Consider the following 16,292-nt stretch of genomic DNA (forward strand, 5'->3'; position numbering starts at 1 on the left):
GCTTGCGGGAGTGGGGAGCCAGACTGGCTGTTACTCGCGGATCGGCTTGTACGGATCCTCGTAACCCAGGGCCTGCAGCGTTTCGGTCTCGATGGCTTCCATTTCCTCGGCCTCGGTGTCGTCATCGTGCTCGTAGCCCTGGGCATGGAGCACCCCGTGCACGATCAGATGGGCGTAGTGGGCTTCGAGCGACTTCTTCTGCGCCTTGGCTTCGGACTCCACCACCGGGCAGCACAGCACGATGTCGCCGGCTACCGGATCGTCGTCGTTCTCGGCATAGGCGAACGTGAGCACGTTGGTGGCGTAGTCCTTGCCGCGGTAGCTGCGGTTCAGTGTGCGGCCTTCCGCCTCGTCGACGAAACGCACTGTCAGCGCGGCGTCGGCATAGAGCGCGGATTTCACCCATTTCTCGATTTGCTTGCGGCTCGGCAGGCCGTTGCGCTTCGACACGCCATCGCCATGCTGGACGTCAAGCTCGAGCGCGGGCGGGGTCGCCGGCGTGCCCGTGGTGGTGACGATCGGCGTGGCGGTCACGGCCACGGACAGCGCGTCGCTGTTGTCCGGGCGCACCAGCAGGCCAGCCTGCTGGCGGGTATCGGTGTGCTCGGCAAGCAGCGCCACCACGCCGTCGCCGGCCTGGGACAGGTCCAGCGTCAGGCTGCGGCCGTCGGCCAGCTGGATACGCAGCGCGTGCGCGTTTGCCTTGCGGGCGCGGCCATCGGCATCGAACAGCACGAGGCTGGTGGCATTGGGAGACTTCTTGGTCAAGATCAGGCGTCCTTGTGCTGGGCGTGATATTCGTCATAAGCCTCGACGATGCGCGCCACGAGCGGGTGGCGAACGACGTCGACGCTGGTAAAGCGTGTGAGCGACACCCCACGCACGTCGCGCAGCACGTGCTGCGCCTCCACGAGGCCGCTCTTCTGGCCGCGCGGCAGGTCGATCTGGGTGGTGTCGCCGGTGATCACGGCCTTGGAGCCGAAGCCGATCCGCGTCAGGAACATCTTCATCTGTTCCGGCGTGGTGTTCTGTGCTTCGTCTAGGATGATGAACGCGTGATTGAGCGTGCGGCCGCGCATGTACGCGAGCGGCGCGATCTCGATCATCTGGCGTTCGAACATCTTCTGCGTGCGGTCAAAGCCGAGCAGGTCGTAGAGGGCGTCGTAGAGCGGGCGCAGGTACGGGTCGACCTTCTGCGCCAGGTCGCCGGGCAGGAAGCCGAGCCGTTCGCCTGCTTCCACGGCCGGGCGCGTCAGCACGATGCGCTTGACCACGTCACGCTCGAGCGCGTCGACGGCGCAGGCCACGGCGAGGTAGGTCTTGCCGGTACCCGCCGGGCCGACGCCGAGCGTCAGATCGTGCGACAGGATGTTGCGCAGATAGTCGCGCTGCATGGCCGTGCGGCCCTGCAGCCCGGTGCGGCGCGTATGCAGCACCGGCGATTCGTCTTCGATGCTGGAACCGTCGTCGCCTTCCGTGCTCGGCAGGTAGGCGCCATGCGCGGCCACCTGACGCGATTCCACGAGCCCAAGCTGCACGTCGTCGATCGATAGCGACACGCGGGCATTGTTGTAGAAGCGCTCCAGCGCCAGCGTCGCGTCCTGGGCGCGTTCGCCGCGCACCGTCATGCGGTGGCCGCGGCGCTGGATCGTCACGTCGAGCGCCTGTTCGATCTGGCGCAGGTTCTCGTCGAGCGGCCCGCACAGGTTCTGCAGGCGCGTGTTGTCGTCCCTGGGAGCGACGAATTCGGCGGTTGGAATCTTCATGGGGCCTTGTTGAACGGCGCTTACTGGCGCACGACGAACTCGCCGCGCAGCGAATGCGGGAATGCCTGCGTGACGTTCACGTCGACCATTTGGCCGATCATGCGGTCGCGCTGGGCCTGCGGCACGCCCGGCAGCGCGAAGTTGACCACGCGGTTGTTTTCGGTGCGGCCGTGCAGTTCGGTCGGGTCCTTGCGTGCCGGGCCTTCCACCAGGATGCGTTGAACCGTGCCGACCATACCCTGGCTGATGCGCTGCACGTTCTCCTCGATCGTGGCCTGCAGCAGTTGCAGGCGGCGCAGCTTGACCTCGTGCGGCGTCTCATCGTGCAGGTTCGCCGCTGGCGTGCCGGGGCGCGGGCTGAAGATGAACGAGAACGAGGTGTCGTAGCCGATCTCGTGAACCATGGCCATCAGCTTGTCGAAGTCGGCATCGGTCTCGCCGGGGAAGCCGACGATGAAGTCCGACGACATCGACATGTCCGGACGCAACGCGCGCAGCCGGCGGATGATGCTCTTGTACTCCAGCACGCTGTAACCGCGCTTCATGCCTGCCAGCACGCGATCGGACGCGTGCTGCACGGGCAGGTGCAGATGGTTCACCAGCTTGTCGCAACGGCCGTAGAGTTCGATCAGGCGCGACGTGAATTCCTTCGGGTGGCTGGTGGTGTAGCGGATGCGTTCGATGCCGGGGATTTCGGCCACGTACTCGATCAGCAGCGCGAAGTCGGCGATCTCGCTCGTGCCGCCCATCGCGCCGCGATAGGCGTTGACGTTCTGGCCCAGCAGCGTCACTTCACGCACGCCCTGTTCGGCCAGCCCGGCCACTTCGGCCAGCACATCCTCGAACGGGCGGGATACTTCCTCGCCGCGGGTGTACGGCACCACGCAATAGCTGCAGTACTTCGAGCAGCCTTCCATGATCGACACGAACGCGCTCGGGCCGTCCACGCGCGCCGGCGGCAGGTGGTCGAACTTCTCGATCTCCGGGAACGAGATGTCGACCTGCGACAGGCCGGTCTGCTGGCGGCGGTTGATCAGGTCGGGCAGGCGGTGCAGTGTCTGCGGGCCGAACACGACGTCGACATACGGCGCGCGCGATACGATCGAGGCGCCTTCCTGGCTGGCCACGCAGCCACCCACGCCGATCACCAGATCGGGTTTGGCGGCCTTCAGCGCCTTCATGCGACCCAGTTCGGAGAAGACTTTCTCTTGGGCCTTTTCGCGGATCGAGCAGGTGTTGAACAGGATCACGTCGGCGTCTTCGACGTTGTCCGTGGGCTCCATGCCCTGCGTGGCGTTCAGCACGTCCACCATCTTGTCCGAGTCGTACTCGTTCATCTGGCAGCCGTACGTTTTGACAAATACCTTCTTCATGGTGCCGGTCTCAGTGGTTTACCTGGGGGCATCAAGGGCACAACAGGTTGAATCGAAAATGCGTCAGTGCGCGGCCTTCCAGGCCTTCACTTCGGCGTCGGTCATGACCCAGGCGGTCAGCAGCTGACCGTACAGGTCGAGCTTGTAGCGCACCGGGAATTTCTTGCCGGCCACGGTGACCGGATTCATCAGCAGCGTTTCCGTGCTGAAGATGCGCAGGCCTGGCGCCAGGCCAAAGGCCTTGCCGTCGAGCTTGGCGCGCATCGGATCCGTATCGGTCGATCGCACGATTTCCATGCGAGCCATCATGGCATCCGCAGGGATCACGCGCACCGGCGCGCCGGGAATCGGCTGGGTTTCCTGCGCCATGGCGGGGGCCACGGACATCAGCAGCGTCGCGGCGCACGCGACCAGCGACAGACGCGAAAACAGCATGGGCATGAAGGCTCCGGCAAAAGTGGCGAGTGAGTGGAACTACAACGCCACGGGCGCCGGACGCGGTCACCGCGGTCCCGAAAACGGCCGGCGTCGCGCTGGCAGGATAACCCGCGATTCTACCCTTTTGTCCCCGGAGCGGGGGACGGTGGCCGGGCCCGGTGTGGCGTATTCAGAACAAGGAGGAGGCTTCCTGCAGCACCCGCTGCTTGGACACCGTGCCCATCAGTTCGCGGCCGGTGGTGTCGCGGACCAGCGGAATCCGGTTGATGCCATGGACCGAGAAAATCTCCAGCGCGTCGCGCAGGCGCGAATCCGGCGTCAGCGACGGAAAGCCGAGGTCGCCGAGGTCCAGCAGATTTGCCGAGGGTGCATCGCGTTGGGCGCGCTGGACGGCATGGATCGAGATTGCCCCGATCAGCGCGCCGTCGGCATTGACCAGATAGAGGTAGCGCGTGCCGGTCTCGGCAAACTTGTCGGCGGCCTGGGCCACGCTGGCGCCGGGGTCGATGACGGTGTCGGTCGGGTCGCACAGGCCCGCCAGCTGGAGCCTGCGGGCGCGCTCGGCGGCCGCGGAGGCCTGCTCGCGCTCCACCACCACGCTGTAGAGCGACAGGGTCTGGCAGCGTGACGCCGTGTAGTAGGCCGCCACGGCGCCGATCATCGACGGCAGCAGCAGCGCCGGGGCCAGCGTCATCTCGAACACCATCAGCACCGACATCAGCGGCGCCTGGCTGGTAGCCGCCAGGAACGCGGTCATGCCGACCAGCGGCAGCACCGGGGTCATGCCGCCACCGGGCACCAGCATCGCCAGCAACTGGCCAAGCGCCGCGCCGACGAACAGCGACGGCGTGAAGACACCGCCCACCGCGCCCGAACCGATGCTGGCCACGGTGGCCACGAGCTTCGCCACCAGCACACCCCAGACCGGCACCGACAGCGGATGGCCCTGGAGGATCGTCTGGATCGTGAAGTAGCCGTTGCCGACCACCTCCGGCACCACGATTGCCAGCAGCCCGACCAGTGCGCCGCCGAGCGCCAGACGGGCGACCGGGCCACCGGGCACGTGACGGAAGCCGTTGCGTGCGATCGTGGTGGCGCGCATGAACAGGGCACCGGCCGCGCCGGCCAGCACGCCGAGCAAGACCGCTGCCATCAGCATCTGCGGGCGCAGGTCGGGTTCGATATGGAGGCCGGGATAGAGCGGTTGCAGGCCGCCATGCCACTGGCTGACCATCGCGCCCGCCACCGAAGCCAGGAACAGCGGCATCAGTCGCTGCACGGCCAGTGCGCCGAACACGACTTCGGCGACGAAGACGGCGGCCGAAAGCGGCGTGTGATAGACCGAGGCCAGGCCGGCTGCCGCGCCGCAGGCGGTCAGCATCCGGCGCATATTGGTGTCGCCCGAGGTGTGGTCGGCGCGCGCCGACGGGAACAGCGAGCCGCATAGCGCCGCAAGCTGGATCATCGCGCCTTCCTTGCCGACCGAACTGCCCGAGATGATCGAGCAGAACGACGACAACGAGCGCAGCAGCGTGATCTTCAGCGGCAGCTGCCCCGTGCCGCGAGATACCGCGTCCATGTAGTCGGCCGGGCCGGGCTCGGCGGCAGCCAGGCGATTGGCCAGCACGAGCAACGCGCCGGCCAGCGCGCCGCCAAGTGCGGGGATCACCACGCGCCAGGCCACGGCGAGCCCTGCGAACACCATGACGATGTCCGCCTCGGTGCCGAACATGACCAGCCCGCTCGATTCGAGCGCGGCCTTGAACAGCGTCGTGACGATGCCGGCCAGGATCCCCACGGGGATGGCCGCGAAAAGCGTGACTTCCTGATCTTCGAGAAAACGGAGCCGCATGGCGATGAGCGGTGACGGTGGGGGGGCGGGCCGGGTGGCCGCAATGATAGCGCAGCGCCACCTCGATATCGTATCGCTCCGGGTCTCTCGCCGGACTGGTACACTACGGCCCTTTCCTGATCGGAGACGGGGGCAATCGACCTGTCCCGCCGAACCTGACCCTCAGGTAACGGTTTTCTACCCGAGCTGCCCCACGATTGGCGCACTTTCTTGCGCGACGGGCGGCCGAAGCGTCATTTCATGTCTTTTTCCGAACTCGGCTTGTCCGACAAGCTGGTGCGTGCCGTGGCCGAACAGGGCTACACCACGCCGACCCCGATTCAGGCGCAAGCCATTCCCGCAATTCTCAAAGGTGGCGATCTTCTTGCCGGTGCGCAAACCGGCACCGGCAAGACGGCAGGTTTCACGCTGCCGATGCTGCAGTTGCTCTCCGAATCCGCCGCGCGTGCCAATGGCGGCAATGCGCCCCGCGGCGCGCGCCCGAACGTGCGCGCGCTGGTGCTGACGCCCACGCGTGAACTGGCCGCGCAGGTCGAAGAGAGCGTGCGCAACTATGGCAAGTATCTGAAGCTGCGTTCGATGGTGATGTTCGGCGGTGTCGGCATCAATCCGCAGATCGAAGCGCTCAGGCGCGGTGTCGACATCGTGGTGGCCACGCCTGGCCGTCTGCTGGACCATGTGGCGCAGCGCACGATCGACCTCTCGCACGTGGAACTGCTGGTGCTCGATGAAGCCGACCGCATGCTCGACATGGGCTTCATCCACGATATCCGCAAGGTCCTGAACGTTCTGCCGCCCAAGCGGCAGAACCTGCTGTTCTCGGCCACGTTCTCGGACGAAATCCGCGCGCTGGCCGATCGCCTGCTGGACAACCCGGCGTCGATCGAGGTGGCACGCCGCAATACCACGGCGGAAACCGTGGCGCAGCGCGTGTTCCCGGTCGACCGGGAGCGCAAGCGCGAACTGCTGGCCCATCTGGTGCGTCAGCACGACTGGCATCAGGTGCTGGTGTTCACGCGTACCAAGCATGGCGCCAACCGGCTGGCCGAACAGCTGACCAAGGACGGCCTCTCCGCGCTGGCGATCCACGGCAACAAGAGCCAGTCGGCCCGTACGCGCGCGCTGACCGAGTTCAAGGCCGGCACGCTGCGCCTGTTGGTGGCCACCGACATCGCCGCACGCGGCATCGACATCGACCAGCTCCCGCACGTGGTCAACTTCGATCTGCCTAACGTGCCCGAGGACTACGTGCACCGTATCGGCCGTACTGGTCGTGCCGGCGCCGAAGGCGAGGCGATCTCGCTGGTCTGCGTGGACGAGCACGGTCTGCTGCGCGATATCGAGCGCCTGATCAAGCGCCAGATCGAACAGGTGCTGCTGCCCGGTTTCGAAGTCGATCCGAGCATCAAGGCCGAGCCGATCCAGAAGGGCCGGCAACAGCAGCGTGGCGGTCAGCCGCGCGGCAACGGCCAGGGGAGTGCCGGCAACGGTGGCGAGCGCCGCCAGCCGCGCGCCGCGCAAGGTGAGCGTCAGGAAGCGCCACGCCAACCGCGTCCGGCGCAACCGGCGCGTGGCGAGGCCCGCAACGGCAACGCCGGAGGCAGTGGCAATGCGCCGCGCACCGGGCAGGGAGGTGGGCGCGGTAACGGTCACGCCAATAGCTCCGCCAAGGGCAATGCGCAGGGCAATGCGAACGCCAGGGGTGCGAACCCGCGTCCGCAGCAAGCGCGTCCGGCTCAGGACAACACTGCCGCACCGCCCGCTCGCAATCGTCGGCCGGCCCCGCAGGCGGCCCTGCTTGGCGGTGGCCGCAAGCCCGCCCACTGATCGCACCCATCATGAGCGAGCCGGATCGTCCCTCGTCGACCGATGACGTCCCCTACGCGGGACTGACACCCGAGTGCATCCTCGATGCGCTCGAGGCGGCGGGGTTCTATCCGGATGGGCGCCTGCTGGCGCTCAACAGCTACGAGAACCGTGTCTGGCAGGTGGGCATCGAGGATGCCGCGCCGGTCGTCGCCAAGTTCTATCGGCCGGGCCGCTGGACCGATGCAGCGATCCTTGAGGAACATGCATTCGTGCAGCAGCTGGCCGGTGCGGAAGTGCCTGCTGTGCCGGCCCTGGCGGCCAACAGCGGCGACCAGCCCGGCACCACGCTGTTCACGCACGAGGGCTTCCGCTTCGCGGTGTTCCCACGCTGCGGGGGCCGCGAACCGGCGCTCGACAAGGCCGAAACCCGCACCTGGCTCGGGCGCTTCATCGGCCGTATTCACGCCATCGGCGCCACCGCGCCATACCAGGCGCGGCCCGCGCTGGATATCGACACCTTCGGCATTGCATCGCGCGACTATCTGCTCGCGCACGACTGCATTCCCGCCGACCTGCTGGCGCCCTGGCGTGCAGCGGCGGACCTCGCGCTGGACGGTGTGCGCCGCAGCTATGAGCGTGCCGGAGACGTTCGCCTGTTGCGTCTGCATGGGGATTGCCATCGCGGCAACGTGTTGTGGATCGACGAAGAGGATGCACGCGGCCGGGGCACGCCCGGGCCGCACTTCGTTGATTTCGATGACAGCCGCATGGGACCGGCCGTGCAGGATCTGTGGATGCTGCTGGAGGGAGACCGTGCGGCGATGCAGGACCAGTTGGCCGACATCGTGGCGGGTTACGAGGACTTCGCGGAATTCGATGCGAGGGAGCTCTGGCTAGTCGAGGCGCTTCGCACGCTGCGCCTGTTGCACTACAGCGCGTGGCTGGCCAGCCGATGGCGCGATCCCGCCTTTCCGGCCGCGTTTCCATGGTTCGGCACGGCGCGCTACTGGCAGGATCGCATTCTGGAGTTGCGCGAACAGATCGCGCTCATGGACGAGGCGCCGCTCTGGGCCTGAAATCAGCCCAAAGCCGCGCCGTCATGGAACGGCTTGGCCCGAACGGGCCGGTCTTCAGCTTTTTTCCGGCTTGACCATGATTACCGGGCATCCGGCGTGCGCCAGCACGCGGCCCGCGACCGAACCAATCACCGCATCAAGGAACGAGCCACGTCCGTGGGTACCCATGACGATGGCGCCCGCGTCGACCGACTTCGCATAGGCCACGATCTTCTCCGGCGGGAAGCCGTGCAGCGCGTGCTGCTCGAACGGCACCTTGGCTGCCGACAGGATTTCGCAGACCGATGCCATCGCCTTGCCGCTCTCTTCCTGGTGCCAGGCGTCGATGGTTTCCTTGCTGACAAATGCGCGTACCTGCCCGGTTACGTCGGGCGTGACGTGGATGACGTGAACGGTGAAGCCGGTCTGCAGCAGTTTGCCGTCGGCAAGAAAGCGCGCTGCCTCGTCGCTGAAAGCGGAGCCGTCGGTGGCAAGTACGATTTGGGGCATGTTTGGATCTCCTAATAGAAAGGTCTGCAACTGCAAGTTTCCATCATGGCACGTGCCTGATGCTACACCTCTAACTTAGGTCAATTCCCGTTGAATTTTTTAAAGATTTCATGATTGTCATCTGTGCTGGGAGACTCTGCGGCCACAGATCTCCGGTGTCTGGTGTCGCTCGGAGCTGGTGCAATCCAGCGGAAACAAGTCTGCAACATCCGAAATGTCCGCATGATGGTCTGGAAATTTCGAAGCGCATCGCTGGCGCCTTCCACATCCGGCCCATGACCTGACGACCTATGCTCTCCGCACATTCGTTTCATCGGAGAAATCGTATGTCCAATGCGCTCGTAATCGACAATCATCCTGGTGTACGCGCGGCGGCTTCCGCCGCGTTGATGGAAGGCATGGGCTTCGAGGAGGTCCGCCTGGCCACAACTGCCATTGAAGCCTTGGAGGAACTGCGCACAAGACAGCGCCCCGACCTGGTCATGGTAGACCTCGATCTCGGTGACCTGCCGGGCGATGCCGTGGTGGAGGAGGTGGTGTCCCATCACCCGACAACGCGCGTGCTGGTGCTGTCAGCCGCAGCCGGCGCTGCCGAACGTGCGTTGCTCAGCGGCGCGCACGGATATGTCGACAAGGGCAACGGCATCGACGGCATCGAGCATGCCGTGCGCGCGGTCATGAGTGGCTATGCCGCATTTCCGCTGGCCCTGCTTACGACGATTCGCCGCGCGGCCAACGCGCCGGTCGATCCAATCTATGTCTTGAGCCGACGCGAGCTGACCGTCATGCGTTTCCTTGCGGCCGGGCATTCCAACAAGGCGATCTCCGTGGTGCTCGGTATCAGCAACAAGACCGTGAGTTCGCACAAGGCTAGCATCATGACCAAGCTGGGGTTCCGTTCCCTGATCGATCTGGCCGAGTTTGCGCGGCGGCATCATCTGGCCTGCTGACAGGGCTTGGGCGATCGTGCGATCGGGCGTGCAGCGCCGGCCTCGGCTTATCCGGCATAATCCCAGCGATTCGCCGCCGCTGCAGTGGCGGCACCACACTGGACTGGGACTGGAAGAGGCACATGAAGGCGCGCAAGGCGGGGAGGTCAGACAACGCTCGCGAGGCAACCGGCAACGACGCGGAAATGGGCGAAGGCTGTCCGCTGCACTGGTTCGATGCGGACCTCGGCGCGTTCGACGACCTGGAACGGCGCGTTGCCGAGCATCCCGCGGACTTCTTTGCCGGGCAGGACTTCGATCCGGTTGGTGCCTGCGCGACGCGCGAGGCGTCCTTCGCCTCGGTCCAGATACCGGAAGATCCGACCGCGCCGCAGCAACACGCGGATCATCTGCTCAACGATGTGTTCCGGCATGTGATGCCCGTGGCGTCGCCAACGTTCGTCGGTCACATGACGTCGTCGCTGCCATCGTTCATGCCGTCGCTGGCCAAGATCGTGGCGGCGCTGAACCAGAACGTGGTCAAGCTTGAAACGTCGGGTGCATTGACGGGACTGGAGCGTCAGGTGATCGGGATGCTGCATCACCTGGTCTTTGCGCGGGACGACGCGTTCTACGCGCAATGGCTGCACAATGCCGAGCATTCTCTCGGAGCATTCTGCTCGGGCGGCACCACGGCCAACCTCACCGCGCTCTGGGCCAGCCGCAACAACACGCTGCGCGCGCGCGACGGCTTTGCGGGCATCAACCAGGCGGGGCTGGTAGCGGCGCTGCGGCACTACGGTTACGCCGGGCTGGCGATCATCGTATCGGAGCGCGGCCATTATTCGCTGCGCAAGGCGGCGGATATCCTCGGCATTGGCCGCGAGAATCTGGTGCCGGTAGGCGTCGATGAAGACGGGCGGATGCGCGTCGACCTGTTGCGCGAGACCTTGCGCGAACTTCAACAACGCAACATCCGGACGGTGGCGATTGTCGGTATCGCCGGCACCACCGAGACCGGCGCGGTGGACCCGCTCGATGCCATTGCCGACGTGGCGCAGGAGGTCGGCTGCCACTTCCACGTGGACGCCGCGTGGGGCGGTGCCACGCTGCTCTCCGAACGCGAGCGCGCGCGCTTTGCCGGGATCGAGCGCGCGGATTCTGTCGTCATCGACGCGCACAAGCAGTTCTATGTGCCGATGGGCGCCGGCATGGTGCTGTTCCGCGATCCGGCGTGGACGCAGGACATCATTCAGCACGCAAACTACATCGTGCGGAAGGGCTCGGTGGACCTGGGGCGCCATACGCTCGAAGGGTCCCGCGGGTCGGCAGCCGTCATGCTCTATGCGAACCTGCACCTGCTTGGCCGCAAGGGGCTGGCGAAGCTGATCGATACGGGCATCGACAACGCAAAGTACTTCGCGTCGCTGATCGAACAGCAGCCCGACTTCGAACTGGACAGCCGGCCGCAACTTTGCATCCTCACCTATCGCTATGTGCCGGCGCCGGTGCGGGCGGCGTTGCTTTCGGCCTCGCCCGAAAAGCGCGAACAACTGCTCGGGGCGCTCGACGCGCTGACCATCAATATCCAGGAAATGCAGCGCGACGCAGGCCGCTCGTTCGTGTCGCGGACGCAGTTGACGTCGTCCCAGTGGGGTGGGCGTCCGATCGCGGTGTTCCGTGTGGTGCTGGCGAATCCAGATACGACGCACGAGATCCTGCAGAGCCTCCTGGAAGAGCAACGTGGGCTGGCGATGCAGAGTCCGATACTGCCGGAGTTGATGGCGTTGGTTGGCGGCTAAGAGGCGCTATCAAAATGATTCTGGCGTCGTTGCGCGGCCTTGGCCAGTCTACTTGTACTGTCTGCGGCCGCGCGCCTAGCCAGAACCGCTTCGCTTCATTTTGATAACGCCTCTAAGGGAGTTCGGCTGCAACCTATGGCGGCTGGACAGCCTCCTTGCAGGTAACTCGTGGCCTTCTGCTCGGCATGACTGACTCTCTTCAAGGGCGACCTGCGTGGCGCTGCCCGTGCCCGCAAGTTGTCCGAGGCCACGATCCGGAACATGAAGCAGAACCTCGGCTTCGCTTGCGTCCACAACGCCCTGGGCATTCCCTTGGCTGCGGGCGTCCTGTAGGCATTGACCGGACTGCTGCCTGCCGTTCCTGGTGATCGCCGCGCTGGCAGTGAGCCTCAACTCTGCGCCGGTAGTGACCAACGCATTGCGGCTGGGTAGGGCGAGGATGTAGGAGGGGCGGGTTCCAGGGTGCTGGTGGTAGCAGAGACCGTCGGCGTGTTCCAGCGCCCCAAAGAAAAAAGCCGCAATCCCGTGAAGGACTGCGGCTTTTTAAATAGATGGTGGCGAATCAGGGACTCGAACCCCGGACCTGCGGATTATGATTCCGTCGCTCTAACCGACTGAGCTAATTCGCCAACGAAGACCGCAATTATACCTGTGCCTTTTAGGCTGTCAACACCTTTGTGACAACTTTCTGCAAGCCTCGGTGGCTGCCTAAAAAAACGGCAGGCGCGAGGCCTGCCTGGGAAGCGGAGACCAGCCTGCCGGCTGGCCACCCTGAGCGAAGGTTCACCGACTGGCGATCAGTCGTTCGCGTAGATATCCACGTCCTTGGTCTCGCGGACGAACAGCGCGCCCAGCACGAAGGTCATGGCCGCAATGATGATCGGGTACCAGAGGCCGTAGTAGATGTTGCCGTTCTGCGCCACCAGGGCGAAGGAGATCGTTGGCAGCAGGCCACCGAACCAGCCATTGCCGATGTGATACGGCAGCGACATCGACGAATACCGGATGCGGGTCGGGAACATCTCCACCAGCATCGCGGCGATCGGGCCGTAGACCATGGTCACGTAGATCACCAGGATAACCAGGACCACCAGCACCATGATCGTGTTCATCTGCGCCGGGTCTGCCTTGGTCGGATAGCCGGCCGCGCTCATGGAGTCGCTCACTTCCTTCTTGAACGCCGCGATCTGCTTCTTGCTGGCGTCGTCGAAGCTGTGGCCGCCGGTCACCGTGGCGTCGAAGGCCTTGATTTCCTTGTCGCCGATCTTTACCGAAGCCATCGTGCCGGCCGGGGCCTGCACCACTTCATAGCTGGCCGATGCCTGGGCCAGCGTGCGCTTGACGATATCGCACGAGCTGCGGAAGTCGATTTCGCGAGCGATCGGGCTGCCCTGGAACGAGCAGGTCTTCGGATCGGCCGTGACCACGATCTGCGCGGTCTGCTGCGCACGTTCCAGCGCCGGGTTGGCGTAGTGGGTCATCGCCTTGAACAGCGGGAAGTAGGTCAGCACGGCCAGCGCGCAGCCCAGCATGATGATCCATTTGCGGCCGATCTTGTCCGACAGCGAGCCGAAGAAGATGAAGAACGGCGTGCCAATCACCAGTGCGCCGGCGATCAGCAGGTTGGCCGTCTTGGCGTCCACCTTCAGCACCTGCGTCAGGAAGAACAGCGAGTAGAACTGGCCGGTGTACCAGACCACGGCCTGGCCGGCGGTCAGGCCTACCAGCGCCAGGATCACGATCTTCAGGTTGCGCCATTGACCGAATGCCTCGGTCAGCGGGGCCTTCGAGGTCTTGCCCTCGGCCTTCATCTTCTGGAAGGCCGGCGATTCGCTCATCGACAGGCGGATATACACGGACATGCCCAGCAGCAGGATCGAGACCAGGAACGGGATGCGCCAGCCCCACGTGTCGAACTGCGGGCCCGTGAGTTCACGGCACAGCAGAATGACGATCAGGGACAGGAACAGGCCCAGTGTGGCGGTGGTCTGGATCCAGGCGGTGTAGGCGCCGCGCTTGCCGTGCGGAGCGTGTTCAGCCACGTAGGTGGCTGCGCCGCCGTACTCGCCGCCGAGCGCCAGGCCCTGCAACATGCGCAGTGCAATCAGGATGATCGGTGCGGCCCAGCCGATCGTGGCGTAGCCGGGCAACAGGCCGACGATGAATGTCGACAAGCCCATGATCAGGATTGTCACCAGGAAGGTGTACTTGCGGCCGATCATGTCGCCGAGACGGCCGAACACCAGTGCGCCGAACGGGCGCACGATGAAGCCTGCTGCGAACGCCAGCAGAGCGAAGATGAATGCGGAAGTGGGGTCGAGGCCCGCGAAGAACTGCTTGGCGATCACCGCCGCCAGCGAACCATACAGATAAAAGTCGTACCACTCGAACACCGTGCCGAGCGACGAGGCGAAAATGACCTTCTTCTCCTCGCGCGTCATCGGCGCATTGTGGGCTTTGCCGCCAGGCATTGCCACGTTTTGCGCGTTTGCCATTGTTGTCTCCTCCGTCTGTCGAAAGGGTCCCCGGTCTGGCCGTGTCTTGCGCTTGAGGTATCCGCGCGTGCCGGCCTCTGCACCGAAGCTGCAAAGGATTGTGGGAGGCGAAACTTACTGAGTTCTGACAGAGTTCCCGCAAAACGTGCCGGATTCGTCGGGGTATACGCTAGACGTTTCGAGGCTGCTTTCAGCGGAGTATTTGCTGCGTTGCGTCGGTCCGAAACCGCAAACCGCATGGCTTGTAGGGTGCGCGGGAATCTTGCTTTGCAGCATTGGCGCACGTGACGCGGCATGGTCATCGAATTGCCCCTTACGAGGGGTGCCGCGTGTTTGCGTCAGGATCGGCCGGCTGCGTCAGGATCGGCCGGTGGGATTGGTGGGTGGTGCGGGATGGGTCTCGGCGTCTGGCGTCTCGCTGTCGAGTTCGCGATCCACCCGATTCATGTGCCAGGCGTAGAGCGCGGCCATTGCTACATATACGATCAGCGCGCCCTGCGCGGCCGCCCAGAACGAGAAGGGCCAGCCGAAGAAGTCGAAACGCAGTTCGCGTGCGAACCAGGCGACGACGAACGTCACGACGAACCAGATCACCAGCAGCACGGCGATCCAGCGCAGGTTGTGGCGCCAGGCAAGCCGCTCGCGCGGCGTCATGCGGTCGGGCGGGGCTTTCCTCATGTGTTGGTCTCTTCCGGCGGCGCGCGGCGCAGCGTCACGTGGAACCGGGCACCGGCCAGACGAGGCTCGGTCTGGTACACGTTGTCGTCGATGGATACTTCGCCGCCGTGCTGCTGCACGATCTCGCGCACGATGGCCAGCCCCAGGCCGCTGCCTTCGGTGTTGGTGCCGAGCACACGATAGAAACGCTCCATCACGCGTCCGCGCTCGCTCGGGGGGATGCCCGGCCCGGTGTCTTCCACATCGAGATATGCGAACGGCTCGAATGCATCGGCGATGACGCGCACCGTGGCATGTCCGCCGGGTGGCGTGTAGCGAATGGCGTTGTCGACGAGGTTGTTGAGCATCTCCGTCAGCATCACGCGATTGCCCGTGACCATCACGGGGTGCTCGTCGCCTTCCAGGCCAAGGTCGATCTGCCGCGCCCATGCCTGGGGCAACAGGTCCTTGACCACGTCGCGCGCCAGCGCGGTCAGGTTTACCGGCGTCATGCCGCCTACCCCTGCCAGATTTTCCATGCGTGCCAGCGACAGCAACTGGGTAACCAGATGCGCGGTGCGTTTGGAGCTGCCGGCGATCTGCGCCAGCGATCGATGCAGTTCCTCCGGTGATTGCTCGCGCTGGGCCAGTTCCGCCTGCATGCGCAGACCCGCGAGCGGTGTCTTCATCTGGTGTGCGGCATCGGCGATGAAACGCTTCTGTGTCTGCACCGACTGCTCGAGTTGCGACAACAGGTCGTTGAACGATGCTACCAGTGGCGTGATTTCCTGCGGCGCGGCGCGCTCGTCGATCGGGCTCGTGTCGCCGGGATTGCGCGCGCGGATGCGCTGCTGGATCGCGGTCAGCGGTGCCAGCCCGCGCGTGAGGCCAAACCACACCAGCACCACCGCGAGCGGCAGGATCACGAACTGCGGCAGGATGACGCCCTTGATGATTTCATTGGCCAGCCGCGCGCGCTTGTCCAGCGTCTCGGCCACCTGCACCAGCACGGGCTGGGCGCCGTTGACGTTCTTCAGGTCGACGTAGGTATAGGCGACGCGCACATCGTTGCCGGCCACGCGATCGTCGCGCAGCGATACCAGCCCGGCATGTCCCTCTTCGTCCTCGGACGGAAGCGGCAGGTCGTGATCACCCGCCACGTACTCGCCGTGCTTGCCTACCACCAGGTAGTAGATGTTGTCGGTCTCGTCGGCGCGCAGGATCTCCCGCGCGGACAGTGGAAGCTGCAGCGTGACGCGGCCGTTGACCTCGCGCACCTGCTGCGACAGCACGATGGCGCTTGCTTCTAGCGCGCGGTCGAACGGCCCGTTGGCAATCGACTTGGCGACGAGGTATGTGACGGCGATGCTCATCGGCCAGAGCAGCAGAAGCGGCGCCAGCATCCAGTCGAGAATCTCGCCAAACAGCGAGCGGGGCGCTGGGTGCGCCGAGGTTTCTTCGAGGTGCGGCAGGGCGTCGGCCAGCGCCTGGTCTTCGGCCGCGGCATCGGCCAGCGTGGGCCGGGTGGGGTCCGTCGCGCGTGCGGGGCCCGCGGCGGAACGGCGTCGCCACGGCAGTCGCAGCAGGCTCATGCGCGATCAGCCCC

Annotated in this window: 13 protein-coding genes, 1 tRNA gene and 1 pseudogene; 5 read left to right on the plus strand and 10 right to left on the minus strand. The window is 65.2% G+C overall.

Features of this window, described 5'->3' with window-relative positions:
* Positions 1-30 precede the first annotated feature (30 nt).
* The 5 genes from ybeY to K6G35_RS02265 all read right to left on the minus strand — a co-directional run bounded on the left by ybeY (position 31) and on the right by K6G35_RS02265 (position 5,429).
* Positions 31-768 (minus strand): rRNA maturation RNase YbeY, encoded by a 738-nt coding sequence (gene ybeY, locus K6G35_RS02245; protein WP_035881388.1) that lies wholly within the window; start codon positions 766-768, stop codon positions 31-33.
* Between the two features lie 2 nt (positions 769-770).
* Entirely contained in the window at positions 771-1,766 is a 996-nt protein-coding gene (locus K6G35_RS02250; RefSeq protein WP_008648613.1) for a PhoH family protein, read from the minus strand.
* A gap of 20 nt (positions 1,767-1,786) precedes the next feature.
* On the minus strand, positions 1,787-3,139 hold the full coding sequence (gene miaB / locus K6G35_RS02255) for a tRNA (N6-isopentenyl adenosine(37)-C2)-methylthiotransferase MiaB (RefSeq protein WP_035881389.1): 1,353 nt from the start codon (positions 3,137-3,139) through the stop codon (positions 1,787-1,789).
* A gap of 63 nt (positions 3,140-3,202) precedes the next feature.
* On the minus strand, positions 3,203-3,580 hold the full coding sequence (locus tag K6G35_RS02260; protein WP_011515328.1) for a hypothetical protein: 378 nt from the start codon (positions 3,578-3,580) through the stop codon (positions 3,203-3,205).
* 166 nt (positions 3,581-3,746) lie between these two features.
* Positions 3,747-5,429, minus strand: coding sequence for a ClcB-like voltage-gated chloride channel protein (locus K6G35_RS02265; RefSeq protein WP_495676033.1), 1,683 nt, complete (start codon positions 5,427-5,429; stop codon positions 3,747-3,749).
* A gap of 240 nt (positions 5,430-5,669) precedes the next feature.
* On the opposite strand from K6G35_RS02265, the gene K6G35_RS02270 reads away from it, so the two are divergent.
* A complete protein-coding gene (locus K6G35_RS02270; RefSeq protein WP_495676034.1) occupies positions 5,670-7,256 on the plus strand; it encodes a DEAD/DEAH box helicase in 1,587 nt (528 codons plus the stop codon).
* 11 nt (positions 7,257-7,267) lie between these two features.
* Positions 7,268-8,314, plus strand: a complete 1,047-nt coding sequence (locus tag K6G35_RS02275; protein WP_495676035.1) for a serine/threonine protein kinase — start codon at positions 7,268-7,270, stop codon at positions 8,312-8,314.
* Between the two features lie 54 nt (positions 8,315-8,368).
* On the opposite strand, the gene K6G35_RS02280 is transcribed toward K6G35_RS02275, so the two are convergent.
* Positions 8,369-8,803 (minus strand): universal stress protein, encoded by a 435-nt coding sequence (locus tag K6G35_RS02280; protein ID WP_035881393.1) that lies wholly within the window; start codon positions 8,801-8,803, stop codon positions 8,369-8,371.
* Positions 8,804-9,129: 326 nt separating this feature from the next.
* Here K6G35_RS02280 and K6G35_RS02285 point away from each other — a divergent pair, with 326 nt between their 5' ends.
* From K6G35_RS02285 to K6G35_RS02295, 3 genes and pseudogenes are all read left to right on the plus strand, one after another.
* Positions 9,130-9,753, plus strand: a complete 624-nt coding sequence (locus K6G35_RS02285) for a response regulator transcription factor (RefSeq protein WP_008647919.1) — start codon at positions 9,130-9,132, stop codon at positions 9,751-9,753.
* A 122-nt stretch (positions 9,754-9,875) separates the two neighbouring features.
* Positions 9,876-11,534, plus strand: coding sequence for a pyridoxal-dependent aspartate 1-decarboxylase PanP (panP, locus tag K6G35_RS02290; protein WP_035881395.1), 1,659 nt, complete (start codon positions 9,876-9,878; stop codon positions 11,532-11,534).
* Between the two features lie 189 nt (positions 11,535-11,723).
* Positions 11,724-11,979 (plus strand): annotated as a pseudogene (locus tag K6G35_RS02295) (copper-transporting ATPase); the annotation flags it as partial.
* A gap of 107 nt (positions 11,980-12,086) precedes the next feature.
* On the opposite strand, the gene K6G35_RS02300 reads toward K6G35_RS02295, so the two are convergent.
* The 4 genes from K6G35_RS02300 to K6G35_RS02315 form a co-directional block, all read right to left on the minus strand.
* A tRNA-Met gene (locus K6G35_RS02300) sits at positions 12,087-12,163 on the minus strand.
* Between the two features lie 168 nt (positions 12,164-12,331).
* On the minus strand, positions 12,332-14,029 hold the full coding sequence (locus K6G35_RS02305) for an MFS transporter (RefSeq protein WP_035881396.1): 1,698 nt from the start codon (positions 14,027-14,029) through the stop codon (positions 12,332-12,334).
* 357 nt (positions 14,030-14,386) lie between these two features.
* On the minus strand, positions 14,387-14,707 hold the full coding sequence (locus tag K6G35_RS02310; RefSeq protein ID WP_035881397.1) for a DUF4212 domain-containing protein: 321 nt from the start codon (positions 14,705-14,707) through the stop codon (positions 14,387-14,389).
* Positions 14,704-16,278, minus strand: a complete 1,575-nt coding sequence (locus K6G35_RS02315; protein ID WP_035881398.1) for a sensor histidine kinase — start codon at positions 16,276-16,278, stop codon at positions 14,704-14,706. Before K6G35_RS02315 ends, K6G35_RS02310 begins: the two co-directional genes overlap by 4 nt.
* Positions 16,279-16,292: the final 14 nt, after the last annotated feature.

It is taken from the genome of Cupriavidus sp. HY129 (assembly GCF_059492215.1).